The 25,764-nt window shown below is 72.0% G+C and carries 22 protein-coding genes and 1 pseudogene; 15 read left to right on the forward strand and 8 right to left on the reverse strand.

The features are described 5' to 3' along the window. Positions 1-63 precede the first annotated feature (63 nt). The 3 genes from leuS (at position 64) to ACIHFE_RS01520 (ending at position 4,702) form a co-directional block, all read left to right on the forward strand. Positions 64-2,940: a leucine--tRNA ligase gene (gene leuS, locus ACIHFE_RS01510; RefSeq protein ID WP_400103390.1), complete on the forward strand. Its 2,877-nt coding sequence runs from the start codon at positions 64-66 to the stop codon at positions 2,938-2,940. A gap of 152 nt (positions 2,941-3,092) precedes the next feature. Further along, on the forward strand, positions 3,093-3,809 hold the full coding sequence (locus ACIHFE_RS01515; protein WP_400103392.1) for a hypothetical protein: 717 nt from the start codon (positions 3,093-3,095) through the stop codon (positions 3,807-3,809). A 47-nt stretch (positions 3,810-3,856) separates the two neighbouring features. Continuing rightward, positions 3,857-4,702: a DegV family protein gene (locus ACIHFE_RS01520; protein WP_400103394.1), complete on the forward strand. Its 846-nt coding sequence runs from the start codon at positions 3,857-3,859 to the stop codon at positions 4,700-4,702. 30 nt (positions 4,703-4,732) lie between these two features. Here ACIHFE_RS01520 and ACIHFE_RS01525 read toward each other — a convergent pair whose 3' ends face one another. Beyond that, complete coding sequence (locus tag ACIHFE_RS01525) at positions 4,733-5,110, reverse strand: ArsR/SmtB family transcription factor (RefSeq protein ID WP_400103396.1); 378 nt, start codon at positions 5,108-5,110, stop codon at positions 4,733-4,735. Between the two features lie 98 nt (positions 5,111-5,208). On the opposite strand from ACIHFE_RS01525, the gene ACIHFE_RS01530 reads away from it, so the two are divergent. The 3 genes and pseudogenes from ACIHFE_RS01530 to ACIHFE_RS01540 form a co-directional block, all read left to right on the forward strand. Next, a complete protein-coding gene (locus tag ACIHFE_RS01530; protein WP_400103398.1) occupies positions 5,209-6,474 on the forward strand; it encodes an MFS transporter in 1,266 nt (421 codons plus the stop codon). A 494-nt stretch (positions 6,475-6,968) separates the two neighbouring features. Further along, positions 6,969-7,721 (forward strand): helix-hairpin-helix domain-containing protein, encoded by a 753-nt coding sequence (locus ACIHFE_RS01535; protein WP_400103400.1) that lies wholly within the window; start codon positions 6,969-6,971, stop codon positions 7,719-7,721. Then, positions 7,718-10,177: pseudogene (locus ACIHFE_RS01540) on the forward strand (ComEC/Rec2 family competence protein); the annotation flags it as partial. The gene ACIHFE_RS01535 and the pseudogene ACIHFE_RS01540, both read left to right, overlap by 4 nt. 13 nt (positions 10,178-10,190) lie before the next feature. Here the strand turns inward: ACIHFE_RS01540 and ACIHFE_RS01545 are convergent. Next, positions 10,191-10,433, reverse strand: a complete 243-nt coding sequence (locus tag ACIHFE_RS01545; RefSeq protein ID WP_109281928.1) for a hypothetical protein — start codon at positions 10,431-10,433, stop codon at positions 10,191-10,193. 100 nt (positions 10,434-10,533) lie between these two features. On the opposite strand from ACIHFE_RS01545, the gene holA reads away from it, so the two are divergent. Continuing rightward, positions 10,534-11,520: a DNA polymerase III subunit delta gene (holA, locus tag ACIHFE_RS01550; RefSeq protein WP_400103402.1), complete on the forward strand. Its 987-nt coding sequence runs from the start codon at positions 10,534-10,536 to the stop codon at positions 11,518-11,520. 303 nt (positions 11,521-11,823) lie between these two features. Here holA and rpsT read toward each other — a convergent pair whose 3' ends face one another. After that, positions 11,824-12,084 (reverse strand): 30S ribosomal protein S20, encoded by a 261-nt coding sequence (gene rpsT, locus ACIHFE_RS01555; RefSeq protein WP_400103404.1) that lies wholly within the window; start codon positions 12,082-12,084, stop codon positions 11,824-11,826. Positions 12,085-12,290: 206 nt separating this feature from the next. On the opposite strand from rpsT, the gene lepA reads away from it, so the two are divergent. The 4 genes from lepA to ACIHFE_RS01575 all read left to right on the forward strand — a co-directional run bounded on the left by lepA (position 12,291) and on the right by ACIHFE_RS01575 (position 18,182). Continuing rightward, positions 12,291-14,174: a translation elongation factor 4 gene (gene lepA / locus ACIHFE_RS01560; protein WP_400103406.1), complete on the forward strand. Its 1,884-nt coding sequence runs from the start codon at positions 12,291-12,293 to the stop codon at positions 14,172-14,174. 163 nt (positions 14,175-14,337) lie between these two features. Beyond that, positions 14,338-16,227 (forward strand): AMP-dependent synthetase/ligase, encoded by a 1,890-nt coding sequence (locus ACIHFE_RS01565; protein ID WP_400103408.1) that lies wholly within the window; start codon positions 14,338-14,340, stop codon positions 16,225-16,227. Positions 16,228-16,273: 46 nt separating this feature from the next. Next, positions 16,274-17,506, forward strand: coding sequence for a radical SAM family heme chaperone HemW (gene hemW / locus ACIHFE_RS01570; protein WP_400103410.1), 1,233 nt, complete (start codon positions 16,274-16,276; stop codon positions 17,504-17,506). A gap of 100 nt (positions 17,507-17,606) precedes the next feature. Next, positions 17,607-18,182: a Uma2 family endonuclease gene (locus tag ACIHFE_RS01575; protein WP_400103412.1), complete on the forward strand. Its 576-nt coding sequence runs from the start codon at positions 17,607-17,609 to the stop codon at positions 18,180-18,182. Here ACIHFE_RS01575 and ACIHFE_RS01580 read toward each other — a convergent pair. After that, positions 18,176-19,003 carry a DUF3097 domain-containing protein gene (locus ACIHFE_RS01580; RefSeq protein ID WP_400103414.1) on the reverse strand — a complete coding sequence of 276 codons (828 nt, stop codon included), beginning with the start codon at positions 19,001-19,003 and terminating at the stop codon, positions 18,176-18,178. The genes ACIHFE_RS01575 and ACIHFE_RS01580 overlap by 7 nt on opposite strands. 27 nt (positions 19,004-19,030) lie before the next feature. Next, the gene (locus tag ACIHFE_RS01585; RefSeq protein ID WP_400103416.1) at positions 19,031-19,780 is read right to left on the reverse strand and encodes an MBL fold metallo-hydrolase; all 750 of its coding nucleotides are present in this window, start codon (positions 19,778-19,780) and stop codon (positions 19,031-19,033) included. 197 nt (positions 19,781-19,977) lie between these two features. Between ACIHFE_RS01585 and hrcA the strand changes: the two genes are divergently transcribed. The 4 genes from hrcA to ACIHFE_RS01605 all read left to right on the forward strand — a co-directional run bounded on the left by hrcA (position 19,978) and on the right by ACIHFE_RS01605 (position 24,082). Continuing rightward, complete coding sequence (hrcA, locus tag ACIHFE_RS01590; RefSeq protein ID WP_400103418.1) at positions 19,978-20,994, forward strand: heat-inducible transcriptional repressor HrcA; 1,017 nt, start codon at positions 19,978-19,980, stop codon at positions 20,992-20,994. After that, positions 20,995-22,131, forward strand: coding sequence for a molecular chaperone DnaJ (gene dnaJ / locus ACIHFE_RS01595; protein WP_400103420.1), 1,137 nt, complete (start codon positions 20,995-20,997; stop codon positions 22,129-22,131). Positions 22,132-22,235: 104 nt separating this feature from the next. Then, positions 22,236-23,336, forward strand: coding sequence for a nitronate monooxygenase (locus tag ACIHFE_RS01600; RefSeq protein WP_400103422.1), 1,101 nt, complete (start codon positions 22,236-22,238; stop codon positions 23,334-23,336). Further along, a complete protein-coding gene (locus ACIHFE_RS01605; RefSeq protein WP_400103424.1) occupies positions 23,333-24,082 on the forward strand; it encodes a 16S rRNA (uracil(1498)-N(3))-methyltransferase in 750 nt (249 codons plus the stop codon). The genes ACIHFE_RS01600 and ACIHFE_RS01605 overlap by 4 nt, the downstream gene beginning before the upstream one ends. 7 nt (positions 24,083-24,089) lie before the next feature. Here ACIHFE_RS01605 and ACIHFE_RS01610 read toward each other — a convergent pair whose 3' ends face one another. The 3 genes from ACIHFE_RS01610 to ACIHFE_RS01620 all read right to left on the reverse strand — a co-directional run bounded on the left by ACIHFE_RS01610 (position 24,090) and on the right by ACIHFE_RS01620 (position 25,718). Beyond that, positions 24,090-24,749, reverse strand: coding sequence for a helix-turn-helix domain-containing protein (locus ACIHFE_RS01610; protein ID WP_400103426.1), 660 nt, complete (start codon positions 24,747-24,749; stop codon positions 24,090-24,092). Continuing rightward, positions 24,709-25,131 carry a hypothetical protein gene (locus tag ACIHFE_RS01615; RefSeq protein WP_400103427.1) on the reverse strand — a complete coding sequence of 141 codons (423 nt, stop codon included), beginning with the start codon at positions 25,129-25,131 and terminating at the stop codon, positions 24,709-24,711. The genes ACIHFE_RS01610 and ACIHFE_RS01615 overlap by 41 nt, the downstream gene beginning before the upstream one ends. A 95-nt stretch (positions 25,132-25,226) precedes the next feature. Continuing rightward, a complete protein-coding gene (locus tag ACIHFE_RS01620; RefSeq protein ID WP_400103429.1) occupies positions 25,227-25,718 on the reverse strand; it encodes an SRPBCC family protein in 492 nt (163 codons plus the stop codon). Positions 25,719-25,764 lie beyond the last annotated feature (46 nt).

Below are 25,764 nucleotides of genomic sequence, written 5' to 3' on the forward strand. Positions count from 1 at the left end.
CCGGGCCCGCCCGGAACGCATGCGACGCAGGCAGAGACGACGATCGATGGAGCTTCGAGGACGATGAGCGAGACCACTAACTCCCCCAAGGCCTCCGGCCAGGGGGTGCCCCCGGCCGAGGTGGCTGCCCCGCACCGCTACACGGCCGCGCTGGCCGCGGACATCGAGGCACGCTGGCAGGACGTCTGGGACGCCGAGGGCACCTATGAGGCACCCAACCCCGACGGCGATCTGGGGGGCGACCCCGAGGTGGTCGCCCGGCCCACCAAGTTCATCATGGACATGTTCCCGTACCCCTCGGGCGCGGGCCTGCATGTCGGTCACCCGCTGGGCTATATCGCCACCGATGTCACCGCCCGCTTCCACCGGATGACCGGCCACAACGTCCTGCACACCCTGGGCTTCGACGCCTTCGGCCTGCCCGCCGAGCAGTACGCGGTGCAGACCGGCACCCACCCCCGGGTGTCCACCGAGGCCAACATGGAGAACATGAAGGCCCAGCTGCGCCGGCTGGGCCTGGGCCATGACAAGCGCCGCTCCTTCGCCACCATCGACCCGGACTACTACAAGTGGACCCAGTGGATCTTCCTGCAGATCTTCAACTCCTGGTTCGACGAGCAGGCGGGCAAGGCCCGGCCGATCTCCGAGCTGGTCGCCCGGTTCGAGAGCGGTGAGCGTGCCACCCCCGACGGCCGCCCCTGGAGCGAGCTGAGCGCCGCCGAGCGGGACGCGGTCCTGGGCGAGTACCGCCTGGCCTACGCCTCCGACTCGCCCGTCAACTGGTGCCCCGGCCTGGGCACGGTGCTGGCCAATGAGGAGGTCACCGCCGACAGCCGCTCCGAGCGCGGCAACTTCCCGGTCTTCAAGTCCAAGCTGCGCCAGTGGAACATGCGGATCACCGCCTATGGCGACCGGCTGCTGGACGACCTGGACGCGCTGGACTGGCCGGAGGCCATCAAGCTGCAGCAGCGCAACTGGATCGGCCGCAGCGAGGGTGCCCGGGTCGACTTCGCCGTGGACGGCCACGACGAGAAGATCACCGTCTTCACCACCCGCCCCGACACCCTGTTCGGTGCCACCTACATGGTGCTGGCCCCGGAGCACGGCCTGGTGGACGCCATCGTCCCGGCCGCCTGGCCCGAGGGCACCAAGGAGCGCTGGACCGGCGGCGCCGCCACCCCGGCCGACGCCATTGCCGCCTACCGCAAGCAGGCCCAGTCCAAGACCGATGTCGAGCGGCAGACCGAGGGCAAGGACAAGACCGGCGTCTTCACCGGCGCGTACGCCGTCAACCCGGTCACCGGCGAGCGGATCCCGGTGTTCGTCGGCGACTACGTGCTGATGGGCTATGGCACCGGCGCCATCATGGCGGTGCCCGGACAGGACGAGCGGGACTGGGAGTTCGCCACCGCCTTCGAGCTGCCCATCGTCCGCACCGTCCAGCCCCCCGAGGGCTGGGAGGGCGAGGCGTACGGCGGCCAGGGCCCGGCGATCAACTCCGCCAATGACCAACTGGACATCAATGGCATGGGCGTTGACGAGGCCAAGCGCACCGTCATCGACTGGCTGGCCGAGCGCGGCATCGGTGAGGGCACCGTCAACTTCCGCCTGCGCGACTGGCTGTTCAGCCGCCAGCGCTACTGGGGCGAGCCCTTCCCGATCGTCTACGACGAGAACGGCGTGGCCCACCCGCTGCCCGAGTCGATGCTGCCGCTGGAGCTGCCCGAGGTCGAGGACTACTCGCCGCGCACCTTCGACCCGGACGACGCCGACACCGAGCCGGAGACCCCGCTGTCCCGCAACGAGGACTGGGTCAATGTCGAACTGGACCTGGGTGACGGCCCCAAGCGCTACCGCCGCGAGACCAACACCATGCCCAACTGGGCCGGTTCCTGCTGGTACGAGCTGCGCTACCTGGACCCGCACAACGACCAGCGGCTGGTCTCCCCCGAGGCCGAGCGCTACTGGATGGGCCCGCGTGAGGACAAGCCGCACGGCGGTGTGGACCTGTATGTGGGCGGCGCCGAGCACGCGGTGCTGCACCTGCTGTACGCCCGCTTCTGGTCCAAGGTGCTGTTCGACCTGGGCCATATCTCCTCGGCCGAGCCCTTCCACAAGCTGTTCAACCAGGGCATGATCCAGGCCTATGTCTACCGGGACGCCCGGGGCATCGCGGTGCCCGCCGCCGAGGTGGAGGAGCACGACAACGTCTTCTACTACGAGGGCGGGAAGGTCTCCCGGCTGCTGGGCAAGATGGGCAAGTCCCTGAAGAACGCGGTCACTCCGGACGAGATCTGCGCCGAGTACGGCGCCGACACCCTGCGCCTGTACGAGATGGCCATGGGCCCGCTGGACGTCTCCCGCCCCTGGGACACCCGCGCCGTGGTCGGCCAGTACCGGCTGCTGCAGCGGCTGTGGCGCAATGTGGTGGACGAGGCGACCGGTGAGGTCACCGTGGTCGACGCCGAGGCCGATGAGGAGACGCTGCGCGCCCTGCACAAGGCGGTCGACGGCGTCACCCAGGACCTGGCGAACATGCGCTTCAACACCGCCATCGCCAAGATCACCGAGCTGAACAACCACGTGGTCAAGCTGCGTGAGGTGCCCCGCCCGGTGGCCGAGACGCTGGTGCTGCTGATCGCGCCGCTGGCCCCGCATATCGCCGAGGAGCTGTGGCGCCGCCTGGGCCACCAGGACTCCGTGGTGCACCGGTCCTTCCCGGTGGCCGACCCGGCCTATGTGGTGGACGAGACCGTGACCTGTGTGGTCCAGGTCAAGGGCAAGGTCAAGGCGCGTCTGGAGGTGCCGCCGGCCATCTCCGGGGAGGAGCTGGAGCAGGTCGCGCTGGCCGACCCGGCGGTGGTGGCCGCGCTGGACGGCGCGGGCATCCGCAAGGTCATCGTGCGGGCGCCCAAGCTGGTCAACATCGTTCCGGCGTAAGCGAGTCGGGTCCGGGTACGGATCCCGGGGGCGCCGCCCCCGGTATCTCCCCTAAGGGCAGGTTGGGGGTTCCAAAGGAACCCACGGCCTGCCCTTCCCGTTTACCGTGGAGGGGACAACATCGCCGGACCGAACTGCCCGAGGAGCGCCCCATGGAAGCCGTGGCCGTGATAGTCGCCCTCACCGTCGTGCTGTTTGTCGTGCTCGCGGTGGTGGCCACGGTCAAGGCCGTCAAGGCCGTCAAGCGCCGGGTGGACCACACCGTCACCCAGGCCCGGCGCACCGTGGAGGACACCCGCCTCAAGGCGATGCAGTTCGCCCGGCCCGGTCCGGCCGGTGAGGTCGCCCAGCTGCGGCTGGCGCTGCGCACCTCGATGCGCACCACCCAGGAGGCACTGCACGAGCGCGCCACCGAGGACGCCTCGCTCTCCGAGTCGATGGCCCTCTTCCAGCGGCTCAGCGCCCATGGCCGGGAGCTGGACGAGGAGCTCCGGCGCCTGGAGAGCGAGCCCAGCCAGAGCCGGATCGCGGAGAGCCTGCCGGAGCTGCGCAAGCGCACCGACGCCATCCGGGAGTCGGCCGACGCGCTGCGCTGGGCCGCCCAGGACCGTGCCCGCCAGTTCCGCCACGAGGACCTGGCGGACCTGGGCGAGCAGATCCGGATGGAGGCCAGCGCGCTGCGGCACTGGACGGCGGTGGAGGAGGACGGCGCCGAGGCCCCTGGCGCTCCGGCGTCCTCCTCCGCGACGGGCCGCTCTGAGCAGACCGCTCCACAGCGGCCCGGGATACCCGGCCGCCCGGCCTGGCTGTCCGACCTGCCCTGGGAGAAACGGCAGCAGACCGCCCGCCGCCCGGAGAGCGCCAGCTGACGGGGCCGGGCTGCCGCCCCCGGGCCCCGGCGGGTAACCTCCGGGGCATGTCCCGCCATGTCGCGATCGTCACCGATTCCACGGCCTATCTGCCACCTCGGGCGATGGAGCGGCATCGGATCACCGCGGTGCCGCTGACGGTCGTCCTGGGCGACCAGGCCCTGGAGGAGGGCACCGAGATCTCGGCCCGCTCGGTCGCCCAGGCCCTGCAGAAGCGCAAGCCGGTGACCACCTCCCGGCCCGGCCCCGAGGTCTTCGCGGCCGCCTACCGGGCGGCTGCCGAGGAGGGCGCCGAGGGCATCGTCTCGCTCCACCTCTCCGCCGAGTTCTCCGGCACCTATGACGCCGCGGTGCTCGCGGCCCGCGAGGCGCCCGTCCCGGTCCGGGTGGTGGACACCGGCATGGTCGCGATGGCCCTGGGCTTCTGCGCCCTGGCCGCCGCGGAGACCGCCGAGGCCGGCGGCACCCTGGACGAGGCGGTGGCCGCCGCCGAGAAGCGGGCCGAGGCCACCGCCGCCTACTTCTATGTGGACACCCTCGACTACCTGCGCCGGGGCGGCCGGATCGGCGCCGCCCAGGCCCTGCTCGGCTCGGCCCTCGCCGTCAAACCGCTGCTTCAACTGGACGGCGGGCGCATTGAGTTGCGGGAGAAGGTCCGTACCGCGGCCAAGGCCATCGCCCGCCTGGAGGAGATCGCCGTGGAGCGGGCCGGTACCGCGCCCGTGGATATCGCGGTGCACCATCTGGCCGCCCCCGAGCGCGCCACCCTGCTCGCCGACCGCCTCCGTGACCGCGTCCCCGAGCTGGGGGAGCTGCATGTCAGCGAGGTCGGCGCGGTGATCGGGGCACACACCGGGCCGGGGCTGCTGGGAGTGGTGATCTCTCCCCGGTAGCCCCGGCCGGCCCGTTCCCGTTCCTTCCGGTCAGGACTCCGGGGTCCAGGCGGCGACCAGCTCCAGCAGACCGGGGAACCGGTCCCGAAGGTCGTCGATGCGCACCTCGCTGCGGCGCTCCAGCCCGTACTGGCGCTGCCGGATGACGCCCGCCTCGCGCAGTGCGCGGAAGTGATGGGTGAGCGAGGACTTGGGGCGGTCCAGCCCGAACCAGCCACAGGGGTGGTCGAACTCCTCGCGCTCCAGCAGGAGTTTGCGCACGATGAACAGCCGCAGGGGATCGCTCAGCGCCCCCAGTACGGTCTCCAGCCGAAGGTCCTGGATGGCCGGTTCCGACAGGGGCTCCGGCAGGCCGGGCGGTTGGGGCAGCACGGTGATGGACAGCACCGGCGGCGGGGTGGATGCCATGGATGGCTCCTTTCACATGGTCAACGCCACTACGAATTACATCGTACTACTGCTATGTTCGACTCAACTCGTACTGGGTCGGTGGAAAGGAAACCGTCATGCCCGCAGGTCGAACAGAGGTCAGGGGAACGGTGCTTGAGCGGCGCACCGCACCGGCCCGGGTGGTCCCGCCGCCCGCCGCCGAGGCTCCCCTGTGGTGGGTGTGGCTGGCGGCCTGGCCGGTCACCGCGGTCTTTATGCTCTCCAACGCGGCCACCCCGCTCTATGTGCTCTGGCAGCGGGACATCGGCTTCTCCAAGGGCGCGCTCACCGTGGTGTTCGCCTTCTATATCGTGGGCCTGCTGGGCTCGTTGCTGGTGTCGGGGGTGCTCTCCGACCGGCTGGGGCGCAAGCCGGTGCTGCTGCCCGCGCTCGGCCTGGCCCTGGCGGCCTGTGTGGTCTTCGCCACCGCCTCCTCGGTGGCCGCCCTGATCGTGGCCCGGCTGCTGACCGGTGTGGCGGTCGGCGCGGCCGTCTCCGCGGGCATGGCGGCCGTGACCGATGTGGCGGGGGAGCGGCGCCGGCGGCTGGGTTCCCTGCTCGCCTCCTGCGCGATGGTCCTGGGCGCGGGCCTGGGGCCGTTCCTCTCGGGCTTGCTGTCCGAGACGCTTCCCGCGCCCACCGTCACCGTCTTCCTGGTGGAAATGGCCCTGCTGGCGTCCGCGTTGCTGGTCGTGGTGCGGATGCCGGTGACCCGCCCGGCGACGGCCGGCCAGGGATCCTGGGTGCGGCTGCCCGGCGTGCCGCGCGAGAGCCGTGCTCAACTCATCATGGGCATCGCGGTGTTCGGGCCCGGCATCACCGGGACCTCCTTTGTGCTCTCGCTGGGCCCCTCGCTGCTGTCCGGACTGCTGGGCACCACCAGCCGGGTGGTCGCCGGCAGCATGGCTCTGGTGATGTTCCTGGCCGCCACCGGCGTCCAGTTCGCGGTGCGAGCGCTGCGCCGGCGCACCATTCTGCTGGCGGGGGCGGCGAGTACGGCCGCCGCGACCGCGGCGCTGGTCTATGCGGTGCACGCCTCGTCGGTGGTCGCCCTGCTGGCCTCCGCGGTGCTGGCGGGCGCGGGGCAGGGGATGGGCCAGCTGGGCGGCCTTTCGCTGCTCAGCGCCACCGTGGCGCCGAACCGGCTGGCCGAGGCCAATTCCGCGCTCAATATGGGTGGTTACCTGCTGGCCGGCTCGCTGCCGGTGGCCGCCGGATTCCTCAGCGACGCCGCCGGCCTCACGACCGGGGCGACGGTCTTCGCCGGAGTGCTGGCGGCGCTGGCCATCGCCGGCGGACTGGTGGTCGCCACCCTCGGCCGCCGGGTCGCGGAAACCTCCTGACGGCCGTTCCCTCGTTGGAGTGGTGGAGTTATCCACAACTTCCCGGTCATCCACGGGATTTGAGCAAGATCAGCAAGCTGGGCCGGACGCGGCTACCGTCACCTTCCATGACGGAAGAACTACTGACAGTGGCCGGTACTCCCGCGCAGACCCGCGCCGCCACATTGCTGGGTGAAACCCCGGGGGCGTCCGGCGAAACCTCCGCCGGGCGCTCCGGTTCACCGGTGCGCGGACGGCCCCCGGGCGGGCCCGGCCGCCGCGTCCGTGGCGGCTGCCGCGCGGGGACCGGGCCGGGACGCGCCGCCTGGCGGCCCGCGGCTGACGGCCCGGCGCGGCGGTCCGAGACACTGCTCCGCCTCGCGCCCCACGGCCCGGCTCGCGCCGAGGGGTACGGCGGCCCGGCTCCTGCCGAGCCTTCCCGCCGCCCCGCCTCCGATACCCGCGAGCGTCCGGAAACCGCCAATCCGCCCGCCGCGCCCGCTGGTTGGCGGCGAATGGTGAGCGAGCAACTGCCGGTGTGGGTGCGGCTCCGCTGCGGAATGGAGCCCAGAACCCTGGCCGCGATCGGCATCGCCCTGGTGCTCGCCGTGCTCCTCGCGGTCTGGCACTTCTGGGCGGGACGGCCGTCGGCGGTGCGGGCCCCCGAGCGGGAGACCCCGGCGGCCGCCTCCCCGGCCCCGGTCCGTGCCCCGGCGGGGCTGCCGCCGCCCGCCGCCGCACCGGGCGCCGCACCGGCCGCCGTACGCCCCGGGGGCGCGGCCGGGACCGTGGTGGTGGACGTCAGCGGCAAGGTCTGGCATCCGGGCGTGCAGCGTCTGCCGCCCGGTTCCCGGGTCGCCGACGCCCTGGAGGCGGCCGGGGGGCCCCGGCCGGGCGTCGACCTCACCGGCCTCAACCGGGCCAGGATCCTCACCGACGGCGAACAGATCGTGGTGGGCGCCCCACAGCCCACGACCGCCCCCAACGGGCCGCCCGCCCCGGGCGGTCCGGGCGGCGTACCGGCGCCGCCCGGCGCACCGGGCGCCGCGGCGGGGCGCGGAAAGGCCCTGCCGGCCGCTCCGGTCAGCCTCAACACCGCCACCGCCGAACAACTGGTCACCCTGCCCGGCATCGGACCGGCGCTCGCCCGGCATATCGTCGACTACCGCACCGAACACGGCGGTTTCCGCTCCGTGGACGAGCTGCGCCAGGTCCATGGCATCGGCGCCCGCCGCTTCGGCGAACTGCGCTCCCTGGTACAGCCATGACCGCCGCCCCGCCACAGCCCGAGGACGCGCACCCGGCCCAAGGCCCCCTGGACCTGCGGCTGGTGGGCCCGGCGCTGGCCGTCTGGGCCGGGGCCGCCACCGCCCTGACGGCGGACGGCACGGTCAGCGCCGTGGCCGGTGTCCTGGCGGTGCTCCTGGCCGGTGCGCTGGCCCTGCTCGCCCGCCAGGGGCCATCCGCGCCAACCGGCTCCGGTCCGCCGGCTTCCGGCCCGCCCGGCGGCGGCCGGCGCCGCACCGCCGCCGCTGCCGCGGCCGTGCTCCTCTGCGGCGCGGCCGGAACCGCCTCCGGCGCGCTGAGCGCCGCCGAGGCCCGGGGCGGACCACTGCCCGCGCTGGCCGGACGGTTCGCCACGGTGACCCTGGAGGTCACCCTCACCAAGGACCCACGGGCCACCCGGCCCCGGGCCCAAGGTGCCGTCCCGGCCCCGCCGTTGGTGGTGGCCGAGGCGGAGGTCACCCGGCTCACCGACCGCCGGGGCGTGACGGACCTGCGCACCCCGGTACTGCTGATGGCCCATGAGAAGTGGCTGGGCCTGCTGCCCTCCACCCGGCTGCGGGTGACCGGCCGACTGGCCCCACCGCACCAGGACGACGGCAGCGTGGCAGCCGTGGTCCGGATCGACGACCGGGGGCCGCCCAGGGTCATCGAACCGCCGTCCTGGTGGCAGCGGGCCGCCGCCCGGCTCCGCGCCGGTCTGCGCACCGCCACCGACGGTCTGCACCCGGACGCCCGGGCCCTGCTGCCCGGCCTGGTCGTCGGCGACACCTCCCGCGTCCCGCCCGACCTCGAAGAGGCCTTCCGTGCCACCGACTTGACCCATCTGCTCGCGGTCAGCGGCAGCAACCTCACCATCCTGCTGGCGGTCCTCATCGGCCCGCCGCACCTGGCCGCGCGCGCCGAACGCCGCGGGCTGGCCGCCTGGCTGGGGATTCCGCTGCGGCTCACCGCGGTCCTGGGCGCCACGCTGGTGCTGGCCTTTGTGGCGGTGTGCCGACCGGATCCCAGTGTGCTGCGGGCGGCCGCCTGCGGCCTGATCACCCTGCTGGCCATCGGCACCGGCCGCCGCCGCAGCCTGCTGCCCGCCCTGGCCGCCGCGGTCCTGGTCCTGGTGCTCTACGACCCCTGGCTGGCGCGCAGTTATGGCTTTCTGCTGTCCGTGCTGGCCACCGGAGCACTGCTGACCATCGCCCCGGGCTGGGGCGACGCCCTGCGCCGGCGCGGGGTGCCGGCCAGGGCCGCCGAGACCATCGCGGCGGCCGCGGCCGCCCAGGCGGTGTGCTCACCGGTGATCGTGCTGCTGTCGGCGCGGGTGAGCCTGGTCGGCGTCCCCTGCAACCTCTTCGCCGAGCTGGCCATCGGCCCGGCCACCGTCCTGGGGTTCGCCGCCCTGGCCGTGGCCCCGCTCGCGCCCTGGGCCGCGCATGGCCTGGCCTGGCTGGCCGGCTGGCCCGCCGTCTGGACGGCCGCCGTGGCCCGGACCGGCGCCGCCCTGCCCGGCGCACAACTGGGCTGGCCCGCCGGCCCGCCGGGGGCGCTGCTGCTCGCCGTGGTCACACTGGCCGCGGTGGTGGCCGCCCGCCGCCTGGTCCGCCACCCCTGGGCCTGCGCGGCCTGCGCCCTGCTCCTGCTGGTGGCCGTGGTCCGCCCGGCCCCGCTCACCCGGGCGGTCACCGGCTGGCCGCCGCCCGGCTGGCGGCTGGTGGCCTGTGATGTGGGGCAGGGTGATGCCCTGGTGCTGGCGGCGGGGGAGGGCACCGCGGTGGTGGTGGATGCCGGACCGGAGCCCCGGGCCGTCGACCGCTGTCTGCACGGCCTCGGAGTGGAACGGGTGCCGTTGCTGATGCTGAGCCACTTCCACGCCGACCATGTCGACGGGCTGCCCGGAGTACTGCGCGGCCGCTCGGTGGGGGCGGTGGAGACCACCCCGCTCGCCAGCCCGCCGGGCCGGGTCGCCTTCGTCCGGCAGCAGGCCGCCCGGGCGGGCGTTCCGCTGGTCACCGCCCGGCAGGGCGAGCGCGGACACCTGGGCCCGCTGTCCTGGGAGGTGCTGTGGCCACCGGACGGCGGCACCGCGGCGGCCGAGGACGGACCCAACGACGCCAGCGTCACCCTGCTGGTACACACCGGCGGAATCACCCTGTTGCTGCCCGGCGACCTCGAACCGCCCGCCCAGCGCGAGCTGTTGCTCGAACACCCGGAACTCTCCGCGGTGGACGTCCTCAAGGTCGCCCACCATGGATCCGCCTACCAGGAACCGGAGTTGCTGCACCGGCTCAGCCCCCGGCTGGCGCTGATCTCGGCAGGCGCCCACAACCCCTACGGGCACCCCGCCCCGGGCACCGTCGCGGCGCTGCGCGCCCAGGGCGCGATGGTGCTGCGCACCGACACCGACGGGCCGATCGCGGTGACCGGTGCGGCCACCGCCGTCACCGCCGGGCGCCGGCGGGTCACTCGCTCTCGGTCTCCAGCCAGCCGTCGTACTCCTCGGCGAGCTCGCGCAGCGCCCGGGCGTTCAGCTCACCGTCCGGGTCCTCCAGGACCACCAGCCACTGGGCGTCCTCGGCGTCATCCTCCCCGGCCAGCGCCTCCCGTACGACCTGCGGGTCGTCATCCAGGACGAAGCGCTGCCCGGCTTCCTCGGCCACCTCCTCGGCGGTCTCGCGGTCGGGCAGCACCAACAGGTGGCGCATAGGAGTCGAAGGACGGAAAACACTGGTCACCCGCATATTGTGCGTCACGCCTCCGGCGGCCGGAACGGGGGTGTCGGTAGCGCATGGGATGCTGGACGCGATGGCCAGAAAGACTGCTTCCGACGACCTCCTCGCCCCCGTGACGCTCGCCGTCGGCCAGGAGGAACTCCTGCTGGACCGCGCCGTGCAGGAGGTGGTCGCGGCGGCCCGCGCCGCCGACCCGGACACCGATGTCCGCGACCTCACCCCGGACGCCCTGCAGCCCGGCACGCTCGCCGAGCTCACCAGCCCCTCGCTGTTCGCGGAGCGCAAGGTGGTGGTGGTCCGCAACGCCCAGGACCTGTCGGCGGACACGGTCAAGGACGTCAAGGGCTACCTCGGCGCCCCCGCCGAGGAGATCACCCTGGTGCTGCTGCACGCGGGCGGCGCCAAGGGCAAGGGCCTGCTGGACGCGGCCCGCAAGGCCGGGGCCCGGGAGGTCGCCTGCCCCAAGATGACCAAGCCCGCCGACCGGCTGGCCTTCGTCCGCGCCGAGTTCCGCACCGGCCGCCGCTCCGCCACGCCCGAGGCATGCCAGGCGCTGGTCGACGCCATCGGCAGCGATCTGCGTGAGCTGGCCAGTGCCTGCGCCCAGCTGATGGCCGACATCGAGGGCGTCATCGACGAGGCCGTGGTCTCCCGCTACTACACCGGCCGTGCCGAGGCATCCAGCTTCACGGTGGCCGACCGTGCCGTGGAGGGCCGGGCCGCCGAGGCGCTGGAGGCGCTGCGCTGGGCGCTGTCCACCGGCGTGGCCCCGGTGCTGATCACCAGTGCGCTGGCCCAGGGAGTGCGGTCCATCGGCAAGCTGGCCTCCGCCCCCCGCGGCGCCCGTCCCGGCGATCTGGCCCGCGATCTGGGCATGCCGCCCTGGAAGATCGACCGGGTGCGGCAGCAGATGCGCGGCTGGTCCGCCGATGGGGTGGCCCTGGCCCTGCGGGCGATCGCCGAGGCGGACGCCGGGGTCAAGGGCGGCGGCGACGATCCCGAGTACGCGCTGGAGAAGGCCGTGGTCACGGTGGCCCGGGCGGCCCGCAGCGGCCGCTAGGCCGCGCCGGGGGGCGCCCCATGAGGGGCGCGGGGCGGCTGCACTATGCGGCTTCGCCGCGTGGGCGCGACCAGCCCACTGACGGCCCGCACCTGAAACATGCCGGAGGCGCCCCGGCCCGGCAATGGCGCAGCACAAAGGCCCCGTGCCGTCCTGGGGAAGGACGGGCAACGGGGCCCTTGAGACGTTCAGCGAGCCATAAGGCTCATGCCGCACCCGCGTGGCGAACGGCCGCGTGCGGCGAGAGGTGCCGGGACGGAGCGGTTGAGAGGGTCCGCTGAACCCGTACCGGCGGATTCCGCCTTACTTGGCGGCGACCAGCTTGGCCAGCGCCGACTTCTTGTTGGCGGCGGCGTTCTTGTGCAGGACACCCTTGCTGGCGGCCTTGTCGAGCTTCTTGCCGGCCAGGCGGACGGCGGCGACGGCCTTCTCGGCGTCACCGGCAGCGATGGCCTCGCGAGCCGAGCGGATGGCGGTCTTGACCGAGGACTTGACGGCCTTGTTACGCAGGCGCGCCTTCTCGTTGGTCTTGTTCCGCTTCATCTGGGACTTGATGTTCGCCACGAAAGAGCCTTTTCAGGTTCGTTGGTTTGCTGAAGTGTGTGCCCGCGCATGAGAGGGTCGCGAAGCACAGTGGACCAGGCTACCAGTAGCAGCTCAGCCCGCCCAAACCGGACCTCACCCGCCGCTCATGGGACCATGGAGGGGTCGTATACCCGACTCCCGCCGAGACTGGCGTGCAAACGCCGAAGTCACCGAATGGATCCTGCGTGCCCGCGACCCCTACCAACGTGCCCGAGCCGAGCCGTACCGACCCGGCTCTGATCCGTAACTTCTGCATCATCGCGCACATCGACCATGGCAAGTCGACGCTCGCCGACCGGATGCTTCAGCTGACCGGCGTGGTCGACCAGCGGCAGATGCGCGCGCAGTACCTCGACCGGATGGACATCGAGCGCGAGCGCGGCATCACGATCAAGTCCCAGGCGGTCCGGCTGCCCTGGGCGCCCACCGAGGAAGCGGTCAATTCGGGAGTGGGCGGGAACACCCACATCCTCAACATGATCGACACCCCGGGCCACGTCGACTTCACCTATGAGGTCTCCCGGTCGCTGGCCGCCTGCGAGGGCTGCGTCCTGCTGGTGGACGCCGCCCAGGGCATCGAGGCGCAGACCCTGGCCAACCTCTACCTGGCCATGGAGAACGACCTCACCATCATCCCGGTGCTCAACAAGATCGACCTGCCGGCCGCCCAGCCGGAGAAGTTCGCCGCCGAGCTGGCGAACCTGGTCGGCTGTGACCCGGAGGATGTGCTGCGGGTCTCCGCCAAGACCGGTATGGGCGTCCCCGAGCTGCTGGACCGCGTGGTGCGCGATGTCCCGGCGCCGGTCGGCGTCAAGGACGCCCCCGCGCGCGCGATGATCTTCGACTCGGTCTATGACGCCTACCGGGGCGTGGTGACCTACGTCAAGGTCGTCGACGGCACCCTTTCCAGGCGCGAGCGCATCAAGATGATGTCCACCGGCGCCGCCCATGAGCTGCTGGAGATCGGCACCAACTCGCCGGAGATGCTCCCGGCCGACGGCCTGTCGGTCGGCGAGGTGGGCTACCTGATCACCGGTGTGAAGGACGTCCGCCAGTCCAAGGTCGGCGACACCATCACCCAGTACCACGGCGGTGCCACCGAGGCGCTCGGCGGCTACAAGGACCCCAAGCCGATGGTGTTCTCCGGCCTGTACCCGCTGGACGGCTCGGACTACCCGGAGCTGCGCGAGGCCCTGGACAAGCTCCAGCTCAACGACGCCGCGCTGGTCTACGAGCCGGAGACCTCCGCAGCGCTGGGCTTCGGCTTCCGGGTGGGCTTCCTGGGCCTGCTGCACCTGGAGGTCATCCGGGAGCGCCTGGAGCGCGAGTTCGGCCTGGACCTGATCGCCACCGCACCCAATGTGATCTACCGGGTGCTGATGGAGGACGGGACCGAGCACGAGGTCACCAACCCCAGCGAGTTCCCCACCGGCAAGATCGCCGAGGTGCATGAGCCGGTGGTGCGGGCCACCATCCTGGCGCCCAGCGAGTTCATCGGCGCCATCATGGAGCTCTGCCAGACCCGGCGCGGCGTCCTGATGGGCATGGACTACCTCTCCGAGGACCGGGTGGAGATCCGCTACACCCTGCCGCTGGCCGAGGTGGTCTTCGACTTCTTCGACCAGCTGAAGTCCAAGACCCGCGGCTATGCCTCGCTGGACTACGAGCCCACCGGCGAGCAGATCTCCGACCTGGTCAAGGTGGACATCCTGCTGCACGGCGACAAGGTGGACGCCTTCTCCGCGATCACCCACAAGGACAAGGCCTACGCCTATGGCGTGCGGCTGGTCGCCAAGCTGCGCGAGCTCATCCCCCGGCAGAACTTCGAGGTGCCCATCCAGGCCGCCATCGGCTCCCGGGTCATCGCCCGGGAGACCGTCCGCGCCATCCGCAAGGACGTCCTCGCCAAGTGCTACGGCGGTGACATCTCCCGTAAGCGGAAGCTGCTGGAGAAGCAGAAGGAAGGCAAGAAGCGGATGAAGATGGTCGGCAGCGTGGAGGTCCCGCAGGACGCCTTTATCGCGGTGCTGTCCACCGACGACAGCGGGGGCGAGAAGGGCAAGAAGTAGCCCGGATACGGCCCGTTACCGAAAGGTGTCCACTCCATGGCGAGCTGGGCACCTTTTCGGTGCTCTGGTGCTCTTACGCGAAGGGCTCATCGGCTCTACCCTGATCACTGCTTGGAAGGTTACTCGCGAGTCACCAGCAACGAGGCGGGCCCCGGAGGATGCCGTGAGCGAGACGCAGACCTTGATCGAGAGCCGGCCGCCCTCCGTGGCGACCCTCTTTCTCGAGCGGGTGGAGGCGACACCGGACGCGGAGGCGTACCGCTATCCCGTGCCGCCCGCCTCCGGTCAGGGTCCCGATGACTGGGCCTCGCTGACCTGGCGGGAGGCGGCCCAGCGGGTGTTCGCCATCGCGGCCGGCCTGGTCGACCTGGGCGTCGAGCCCGAACAGCGGGTCGCCCTGGCCTCCGGCACCCGGCTGGACTGGATCCTCGCCGACCTCGGCATCATGTGCTCCGGCGCCGCCACCACCCCCGTCTACCCCAGCACCAACGCCGATGAGACCGCGTTCGTCCTGGCCGACTCCGAGAGCCGGGTGCTGATCGCCGAGAACGCCGCCCAGCTGGCCAAGGCCCGTGAGCGCCGGGCGGAACTCCCCGCGCTGGCCCATGTGGTGGTGATCGACGCGGCCGACGCCCAGGCCGCCGAGGGCGACCCCGAGGGCTGGGTGATCTCCCTGGCCGACCTGGAACAGCGCGGCGCCGAGCGCCTGGAGAAGACCCCCGAGGTGGTCCGCGACCGGGTGCGCGCGCTGCGCTCCGACCAGCTCGCCACGCTGATCTACACCTCGGGAACCACCGGGCGCCCCAAGGGAGTCCGGCTGCTGCACGACTCCTGGGCGTATATGTCCCGCGCCATAGCGGCGACCGAGCTGGTGCGCGCCGACGATGTCCAGTACCTCTGGCTGCCATTGGCCCATGTCTTCGGCAAGGTGCTCACCACCGGGCACATCAGCATCGGCCATGTCACCGCCGTGGACGGGCGGGTGGACAAGATCGTGGAGAACCTGGCGGTGGTGCGGCCCACTTATATGGCCGCGGTGCCCCGTATCTTCGAGAAGGTCTACAACGGCGTCGCGGCCAAGGCACGCGAGGGCGGCGCGGCCAAGTACCGGATCTTCCGGTGGGCGGCCGATATCGCCCGCGAGTACGCCAGGACGGCCCAGGACAACTACCGCCGTACCGGCAGCCGTTCGGTGCCCCTCAAGCTGGCCCTCAAGCACAAGGCCGCCGACGTCCTGGTCTACGGCAAGATCCGGGAGGCGTTCGGCGGCCGACTGCGCGCCTGCGTCTCCGGCGCCTCCGCGCTCGCCCCCGAGATCGGCTACTTCTTCTCCGGCGCCGGGATCCACATCCTGGAGGGCTATGGCCTCACCGAGACCAGCGCCGCCAACTTCGTCAACCCCGGCGAGGCATACCGCACCGGCACGGTGGGCAAGCCGCTGCCCGGCACCGAGGTGCGGATCGCGGACGACGGGGAGATCCTGCTGCGCAGCCCCGGCGTGATGGCCGGCTACCACGGCCAGCCCGAGCGCACCGCCGAGGTCCTGGAGCCGGACGGCTGGTTCCACACCGGTGACATCGGCGAGCTGTCCCCCGACGGCTTCCTGCGTATCACCGACCGCAAGAAGGACCTGATCAAGACCTCCGGCGGCAAGTACATCTCGCCCGCCGAGATCGAGGGCGGCTTCAAGGGCATCTGTCCCTTTGTCTCCAACATCCTGGTGCACGGCGCGGACCGCAACTACTGCACCGCCCTGATCGCCCTGGACGAGCCCGCCATCCTCAAATGGGCCGCCGAACACGGGCTGGAGGGCAAGGAGTACGCCGAGGTGGTGGCCGACCCGCGCACCGTGGAGCTGATCGACGGCTATGTGCGGCGGCTCAACGAGGGGCTCCAGCGCTGGCAGACGATCAAGAAGTTCCGGCTGCTGCCGCGTGACCTGGATGTGGAGCACGGGGAGCTCACCCCCAGCCTCAAGCTCAAGCGGCCGGTGGTGGAGCGCGAGTACAAGGACCTGATCGAGGCCATGTACGAGGGCACCCGGGAGGCATAGCGGCACCGGGGTCCGGCTTCGGCGCCGATGCCGGACAATGGGGGGCATGCCTTCCGTACTGCCCGATGGTGAGCCCATGCCCGAGGACGGGGCGCTGCCCCCGCACGCCCTGGCCGGCTCCGGGCAGCGGCCGCTCGGCTTCTACCTGCATGTGCCCTACTGCGCCACCCGCTGCGGCTACTGCGACTTCAACACCTACACCGCCAGTGAGCTGCGCGGTTCCGGCGGGGCGCTGGCCTCCCGGGAGAACTACGCCGACACCCTCGCCGAGGAGGTCCGTCTGGCGCGCAAGGTCCTCGGCGAGGATCCGCGCCCGGTGGAGACGGTCTTCATCGGCGGCGGCACCCCCACCCTGCTGCCCGCCGCCGACCTCGGCCGGATGCTGGCCGCGATCCGCGAGGAGTTCGGCCTGGCCCCCGGCGCCGAGGTCACCACGGAGGCCAACCCGGAGTCCGTCGATCCGCGCTATCTGGCCGAGCTGAGGGACGCCGGCTTCAACCGGATCTCCTTCGGGATGCAGAGCGCCCGGCAGCATGTACTGAAGATCCTGGACCGCACCCACACCCCCGGCCGCCCGGAGGCATGCGTCGCCGAGGCCCGCGCGGCCGGCTTCGAGCACATCAACCTGGACCTGATCTACGGCACCCCCGGCGAGAGCGACGACGACTGGCGCGCCTCGCTGGACGCCGCCCTGGGCGCCGGCCCGGACCATGTCTCGGCCTACGCCCTGATCGTCGAGGAGGGCACCCAGCTGGCCCGCCGCATCCGGCGCGGCGAGGTCCCGATGACCGACGACGATGTCCACGCCGACCGCTATCTGATCGCCGAGGAACGGCTGACCGCGGCCGGCTTCCACTGGTACGAGGTCTCCAACTGGGCCACCACGCCGGAGGCCCGCTGCCGCCACAACGAGCTCTACTGGCGCGGCGCCGACTGGTGGGGCGCGGGTCCCGGGGCGCACTCCCATGTCGGCGGAGTGCGCTGGTGGAACGTCAAGCACCCCGGCGCCTACGCCCAGGCCCTGACCGAGGGCCGCTCCCCGGGCGCGGGCCGCGAGGTGCTGCCGGAGGAGGACCGCCGGGTGGAGCGGATCCTGCTGGAGCTGCGGCTGATCGACGGCTGCCCGCTGTCGCTGCTGCGGCCGGCCGGTGCGGCGGCCGCCGAGCGGGCCTTGGCGGATGGTCTGCTCCAGCCCGAGCCCTACGCGGCCGGGCGCGCGGTGCTGACGCTGCGGGGGCGGTTGCTGGCGGATGCGGTGGTCAGGGATCTGGTGGACTGATTACCTGTTCGAGTGAACTGCTGCGCATACGCTGAGTGCCTGCCTACCTTGTCCATAGGCTGCTGCCAAACACGAGCGGCGGATGTGGAGGACCACGGAGATGACCGCTGTGGATGACCGGCTGACGTCCGACGTCTCGGAGTTCTTCGCGAACCTGGAGGTTCCCGAGGGCTACCGGGCGGAGCTGCTGCGGGGGGAAATCGTGATGATGGCGGCGCCCGACTGGGTGCACAACGACATCGTGGAACGCATCGCGGAGCAGATTCCGTTCAGTCGCTGGCAGCGGAAGCAAACGCAGGACATCGCCATCCCGGGCGAGGCGAGCGAGCCGGTACCCGACCTCGTAGTCGTTGAGCGGGAGGCGTTTGACGGCCCGGGCTTGGTACCTGCCGAGGTCATCAGTTTCTTGCTGGAGGTTGTATCCAAGACGAGCGCCACTCGGGACTATCGCGTCAAGCGTTCGGTTTACGCGGCAGGGCGGGTGCCCGCTTATCTGATCGTGGATCCGTTTGCCGCCACCTGCATGCTGCTGACCGAGCCGGTCGGAGCCGGCGAGGACGCCGACTATGCGAATCAGCATGTCAGCAAGTTCGGCGACCCCGTGCAGATCGAGGCTCTGGAACTGGCCCTGGACACCTCCGAGTTCCGGACCATTCCCGGCAAACCCCTCTACTGATCCCCCGCCGTCACAAAATCAATCAACTCCTCGACCCGCCCGAGGAGTTCCGGCTCCAGGTCCTTGTAAGAGGACACCGCCCCCAGAATCCGCTGCCAGGCGGCCCCCGTGTTCGCCGGCCAGGCCAGCGCCCGGCAGACCCCCGTCTTCCAGTCCTGTCCACGCGGTACGCGCGGCCACCCCGCGATCCCCAGCGAGGACGGCTTCACGGCCTCCCACACATCGATGAACGGGTGGCCCACCACCAGCACATGCTCGCCCGTCACCTCCGCCGCGATCCGTGACTCCTTCGATCCCGGCACCAGGTGGTCCACCAGCACGCCCAGCCGCGCGTCCGGCCCCGGGGCGAAGGAGCGGACGATGGCGGGGAGGTCGTCGATGCCCTCCAGGTACTCCACCACCACGCCCTCGATCCGCAGGTCGTCCCCCCAGACCCGCTCCACCAGCTCCGCGTCGTGCCGGCCCTCCACATAGATGCGGCCGGCCCGGGCCACCCGGGCTCGCGCTCCCGGCACCGCGATCGAGCCGGAGGCGGTGCGCCGGGGAGCGGTGGCGGCCGGTCCCTGGGGACGTACCAGGGTGACGACGCGGCCCTCCAGCAGGAAGCCGCGCGGCTCCATGGGGAAGACCCGGTGCTTGCCAAACCGGTCCTCCAGGGTGACGGTCGGGCCCTGAGCGGTCTTCTCGCAGCGGATCACCGCGCCGCAGAAGCCCGTTGAGACCTCCTCCACCACCAGGTCCACCTCGGCGGGCACTTCCGGAACCGGAGCGCTCCGCTTCCACGGCGGGGTCAGATCGGGGCCGTACTGTCTGCTGCGCACCCGGAGACGATAGGAAAAGCGGGCCCGCTACAAAGGCGACACGCCGAAGCGCAGCGCCAGCGCATTGCGCTGCTCACGGACAAACCGGGCATCAACCACCGCGCCATGCCCCGGGACATACACCGCCTCCTCGCCGCCCAGCGCCAGCAGCCGGTCCAGCGCCGCGGGCCAGGCATGCGGCAGCGCGTCCCTCCCGGCCTGGGGCTCGCCGGACTCCTCCACCAGATCGCCGCAGAACACCACCTCGGGAGTACCGGGCACCAGCACCGCCAGGTCATGCGGCGAGTGCCCGGGCCCGACGTTGGCCAGCAGCACTCGCCGCCCGCCGCCCAGGTCCACGGTCAGTTCGCCGGAGACCGGGTGCCGGGGGGCCACCAGCGCCGCCACCGCCTCGGCCGCCTCACCGGCGGGCACTCCATGACGCGTGGCGTCCTCCCGCAGCTCGCCGGGCGAGTGCCGCAGCAACTCGGCCAGCCCCACCGCCCCATACACCTGCGCCCCGGGAAAGGCCGCCGTGCCCAGGACGTGATCGAAATGCGAGTGGGTGAGTGCGATATGCGTCACGGGCAGCGCGAACAGCGCCGTCACCTCTTCGCGGATCTCCGCCCCCTCGCGCAGGGTGGACCCGGTGTCCACCACCAGCACCCCGGCCTCACCCGCGATGGCCCCGACGGTGGCGTCCCAGCCAGGCATCCTGCGGCGCACGACGCCTGGCGCCAGCTGCTCCCAGCGCGCCCCCGCGCGCTGCTCCTGGGGTTCTTCCCCACTGGTTTCCATGGCAGGAACCTAGTGGTGTCGCGGTACGGTTGCCCGCCCGGAGCCCACGTCACAATGGGCGGCCCTTGCCGTGGCCGTGGTGCCCGGCCGTACACTTGCGGAAGGGTTCTGGCACTCGTGACCATTGAGTGCCAAGGCAAGGAGCCCCGGCAAGACCCGTAAGACGGCTGCAGGTCGCTGGACTGGAGGTGCGCGAGATGCTGAGCGAACGCAGGCTCGAGGTACTGCGCGCCATCGTCCAGGACTATGTGGGCACCGAGGAGCCGGTTGGCTCCAAGGCGCTGACCGAGCGGCACCGGCTGGGGGTCTCCCCGGCCACGGTGCGCAATGACATGGCCGCCCTGGAGGACGAGGGCTTTATCGCTCAGCCGCACACCAGCGCGGGCCGCATCCCCACCGACAAGGGCTACCGGCTGTTCGTCGACAAGCTGGCCGGCGTCAAGCCGCTGACCGGCGCCGAGCGCCGGGCCATCCAGAGCTTCCTGGACGGCGCGGTCGACCTCGACGACGTGGTGGGACGTACGGTGCGGCTGCTGGCGCAGCTGACCCGGCAGGTCGCGGTGGTGCAGTATCCGTCGCTGACCCGCTCCACCGTCCGCCATGTGGAACTGCTCGCGCTGGCCCCGGCCCGGGTGATGCTGGTGCTGATCACCGACACCGGCCGGGTCGAGCAGCGCATGGTCGACTGTCCGGCCCCGGTCGGCGAGACCACCCTGGCGGACCTGCGTGCCCGGCTCAACAGCCGGGTGGTGGGCCGGCGCTTCACCGAGGTGCCGCTCCTGGTGCAGGACCTCCCCGAGTCCTTTGAGCCGGATGATCGCGGAACCGTTTCTACGGTCCTGTCCACGCTCCTGGAGACGCTGGTGGAGGAGACCGAGGAGCGGCTGGTCATCGGCGGCACCGCCAATCTCACCCGCTTCGGCCATGACTTCTCACTGACCATCCGGCCGGTGCTGGAGGCGCTGGAGGAGCAGGTGGTGCTGTTGAAGCTGCTCGGCGAGGCCACCGACTCCCGGATGACGGTGCGCATCGGTCATGAGAACGACCACGAGGGGCTGAACTCCACATCGGTCGTCGCGGTCGGCTACGGTTCGGGCGGCGAGGCCGTCGCCAAACTCGGCGTGGTCGGACCGACCCGCATGGATTACCCCGGAACGATGGGAGCGGTACGCGCAGTGGCACGTTACGTCGGACAGATCCTGGCGGAGTCGTAAGTGGCCACGGACTACTACGCGGTCCTGGGCGTACGGCGTGATGCCTCGCAGGACGAGATCAAGAAGGCCTTCCGCCGTCTCGCGCGCGAGCTGCACCCGGATGTGAACCCGGACCCCAAGACGCAGGAGCGGTTCAAGGAGATCAACGCCGCCTACGAGGTGCTCTCCGACCCGCAGAAGAAGCAGGTCTACGACCTCGGCGGCGACCCGCTGTCCGCCTCCGGCGGCGGTGCGGGAGCCGGCTTCGGCGGCGCGGGCTTCGGCAACTTCTCCGACATCATGGATGCCTTCTTCGGCCAGGCGGCCCAGCGCGGGCCCCGCTCGCGCACCCGCCGCGGCCAGGACGCCATGATCCGGATCGAGGTCACCCTGGACGAGGCCGCCTTCGGCACCACCAAGGAGATCCAGGTCGACACCGCCGTGGTCTGCACCACGTGCAGCGGTGAGGGTGCCGCCCCCGGCACCTCCGCGCAGACCTGTGACATGTGCCGGGGCCGTGGCGAGGTCTCCCAGGTCACCCGCTCCTTCCTGGGCCAGGTCATGACCTCCCGGCCCTGCCCCCAGTGCCAGGGCTTCGGCACCGTGGTCCCCACCCCCTGCCCGGAGTGCGCGGGCGACGGCCGGGTGCGCTCCCGCCGCACCCTGACCGTGAAGATCCCGGCCGGTGTGGACAACGGCAACCGCATCCAGCTGGCCGGCGAGGGCGAGGTCGGCCCCGGCGGTGGCCCGGCCGGCGACCTCTATGTGGAGATCCACGAGACGAAGCACCCGGTCTTCCAGCGCCGCGGCGACGACCTGCACTGCACGGTCACCATCCCGATGACCGCGGCCGCGCTGGGCACCAAGGTGCCGCTGGAAACCCTGGACGGCGTCGAGGAGATCGACATCCGCCCGGGCACCCAGTCCGGCCAGTCCATCCCGCTGCACCAGCGCGGTGTGACGCATCTGCGCGGCGGCGGCCGGGGTGACCTGATCGTGCATGTCGAGGTGACCACGCCCACCAAGCTGGACCCGCAGCAGGAGGAACTGCTGCGCCAGCTGGCCAAGATGAGGGGCGAGGAGCGTCCGCTGGGCGAGTTCAAGCCGGGGCAGCAAGGGCTGTTCTCCCGGCTGAAGGACGCGTTCAACGGCCGCTAGCCGACCCGCTGTTCGCCTGCTGAACGGTGGTACGGGCCGCAGCGCCGGCCCGTACCCCGGTTGCCCGATTCGGCACCCGGCGTCACCCGTGCCACGATGTGGCCATGGCTTCTGACCCCCGGCGGGCGGCCGCGCTGACCGGCCTGCTCCGGCACCCGATCGTGCAGGCCCCGATGGCGGGCGGCGCCTCCTGCCCGGCCCTGGCCGCGGCCGTCTCCGATGCCGGGGGGCTGGGCTTCCTGGCCGCCGGCTACCGGACCCCGGCCGCCATGTACGAGGAGATCAAGCAGCTGCGCGCCGCCACCTCCCGGCCCTTTGGCGTCAATCTCTTTATGCCGCAGCCGCCCGCCGCCGACCCGGCCGCGGTGGAGGTCTACGCGGAGCGACTGGCGGGCGAGTCCGCCCGGTACCGGACCCCGCTGGGCGACCGGCACCGGCCCGCCGACGATGCCTACCAGGCCAAGCTGGCCATCCTGCTCCAGGACCCGGTGCCGGTGGTCTCCTTCACCTTCGGCTGCCCGGCCGCCGAGACCACTGCCGCCCTGGCCGCGGCCGGCTCGTTCACCGTGGTGACCGTGACCTCGGCCGACGAGGCGCGGGCCGCGCGGGCGGCGGGCGCGGACGCGGTGTGCGTCCAGGGCGTGGAGGCCGGCGGCCACCAGGGCACCCACCATGACGACCCCGGTGCGGACCAGGCCGGCTCCGGGCTGCTGGCCCTGCTCACCGAGGTCCTGGAAGCCGTGGACCTGCCTGTTCTCGCGGCCGGCGGGCTGATGCGGGGCGCTCAGATAGCGGCCGTGCTGGCCGCCGGCGCCGTCGCCGCCCAGCTGGGCACCGCCTTCCTGCCCTGCCCCGAGTCCGGCGCGCACCCCCTGCACAAGGCGGCCCTGACCGACCCCCTGTTCACCCGCACCGAACTGACCCGGGTCTTCTCCGGACGCCCGGCCCGCGGGCTGCTGAACCGTTTTATGCGGGAGCACGGCCGCCACGCCCCGGCCGCGTACCCCCAACTCCACTACCTCACCGCCCCGTTGCGCAGGGCAGCCGCCGCCGCGGGTGACCCACAGGGCCTCAGCCTGTGGGCGGGACAGGGCCACCGGCTGGCCCGGGAACTTCCGGCGGCCCGCCTGGTGGCGGTCCTGGCCGCCGAACTCGACGCCGCCCGTGCGTCGTTGCACCACCCCACCCGAGGGAGCGAATCATGACAGCCCCGGTCTTCCTGGTCGAAGAGAACTCCCTCACAGGTGTGTTCCCCGGCACGGTCTTCCCCCTGGACGGCCCCGAGGGCCGCCACGCGGTCTCGGTCCGCCGGCTGCGCGTCGGCGAGGAGATCGTGCTGACGGACGGCGCCGGCACCGGCGCCTTCGGTACCGTCGCCGCGGTCGAGGGCAAGGACCGGCTCGATGTCGCGGTCACCTCCATCCGCTCCGAGCCGGAGCCCCAGCCGCGCATCACCGTCGTCCAGGCCCTGCCCAAGGGCGACCGCGGTGAACTCGCCGTGGAAACCATGACCGAGACCGGGGTGGATGCCATCGTCCCCTGGGCGGCCTCCCGTTGTGTCACCCAGTGGAAGGGCGACCGCGGCCAGAAGTCCCTCACCAAGTGGCGTTCCACCGCCCGCGAGGCGGGCAAGCAGTCCCGCCGCCTCCGCTTCCCCGCGGTGGCCGACCTGGCCACCACCGGACAGTTGCTCCCCCTGCTCTCCTCCGCCGCCTTCGCCGCCGTCCTCCATGAGGAGGGCAGCACCCCGCTGGCCACCGCCCCCCTCCCCGAGACCGGCGACATCGTGCTGATCGTCGGCCCCGAAGGCGGCGTCTCCCCCGAGGAGTTGACCGCCTTCGAGGAGGCCGGCGCCAAGCCGTACCGCCTGGGCCCGAGCGTGCTGCGCACCTCCACGGCAGGCACGGCGGCGGCCGCGCTGCTGCTGGGGCGGACGGGGCGGTGGGGCTGAGCGCCCGTCAGTCCGGCGCCCCGAGGGCCTTCCGCATGGCCCCCGGGGGCTTGCCGTACCAGCGCTGGACCGCCCGCCGCAGGGCGCGTGCGTTGGCGTAACCGGTCCGGGCGGCGATGGACTCGATGCTCAGCTCCGTGTTCCGGAGCAGGTCGGTGATCTGCTCCCGGCGTACCGTCTCGAGCTGTTCCGTCCAGGTGGTGCCGTGTTCCTCCAGGCGGCGCTGGAGGGTGCGCGGACCGACCGCCAGCCGCTGGGCCACCGAGGACAGGGATGGAGTGCCGTCCGCCTCGGCGGCCGTGAGCGCGACCCGGAAGGCGTCCAGCCAGCCGCGCAAGGGGATGGATTCGTCGATGGCCTGCTCGGCATGGCGTCGCAGCACCTCGGACAGGCCGGGCTGCGCATAATCCGACGGGGTGTTCAGGTCGGCGGCGAGGAAGGTGATCGAGCTGACCGGCGCCCCGAAGTCGATAAACCGGGTGCCGTACAACTCGACCAGGGCGTCATGCCGCCGCGGCGCCTCGGCGGACAGGCTGACGCGGACCGGGACCAGCGGCCGGCGGGTGGCCTCACTGAGCCGCCGCTGGTAGAGGCCCAGGGCGAAGGAGTGAGCGGCGGACGCGACCTCATAAGAGGCGTCGGCCGCCATCATCCGACGGATGGTCACCTGTTGTCCGTCCTCCACCACTTCGACGGCCTCGGCCGGCATCGGTCACGGCGGCCAGGTGGGTCGCGGCATCCCGGATCCCCGCCAGCGGGGTGGGAGCACAGGTGAGCAGATAGTCCCAGATCCCGAGGACGCCCAGCCGGGAGCGCCGGGCCAGGAGCTGAGCCACCTCGGCCCAGGGGGCGTTGACGGTCAGCAGTTCCAGGATGTGGATCGCCGAGGAGGCGGGCGTCCGGTAGAGGTCGTCATGCAGATGCTCGGGGGCCAGGCCCAGCAGATGGGCGTACTTGGCGGGAACGACACCGAGTTGGGTCGCGCCATCCACTATCAGGCGGGTGATGGCGGACGGCTTGGTGCCGTCCTTGGTGGTACTCGCGGACACGAGCGCACAGCTTAGGTCAGCGCGAAGGCCCCCCCGGCCGGCTGACCAGTGGACGGGAGGCGCCGGTACCCCCGTTCAACCGGCGCCCCCCCCGCTCAGCTCAGGCCATGGACGAGACCCCGCAGCAGCCGTGTGTACGGACTCCGCCGTGCCGGCCGCTCAACTGCCCCTGTGCAGGCCAGCTCTGCCCGGTCGAGGCTGTCCTCCAGGCAGGCGTCATGCAGTGGCCGCCAGGCGAGTGGCCAGGTGAGGCGGGCCGTGCGCCGGACGTTCATGGCGAGGGTATGGCGTAGCACCGTCCGCTCCTCGTCCAGCGGAAGCGCGGTGAACTCGTGGAATCCGCCGAAGCCGTGCGGCGCGCGGAAGGTGAAGCGCACCCAGGTGGCGGGGACATATGCGGTGACGGTGTAGCGCACCGGGCCGTGGTTGCCCATGGCGCCGGGTGACAGCGGCCGGTCGAAGGTCATCGGCGGCCAGTCGCGGTGTGGCCACAGCAGGTCCTCGTGGCTGCCCAGGGTGTCGATCAGCGCGCCGACCCGGCCCGCATCGGCCATCAGGACGCGCTCGTGCACATTAAAGACGCTCATGGGACGCACTCGCTCCCTCGTTATGGAGAGTGCTCTCTAACTCTGT

Source organism: Streptomyces sp. NPDC052396 (genome assembly GCF_044593195.1).
In the GTDB taxonomy this organism is placed as follows: Bacteria; Actinomycetota; Actinomycetes; order Streptomycetales; family Streptomycetaceae; genus Streptomyces.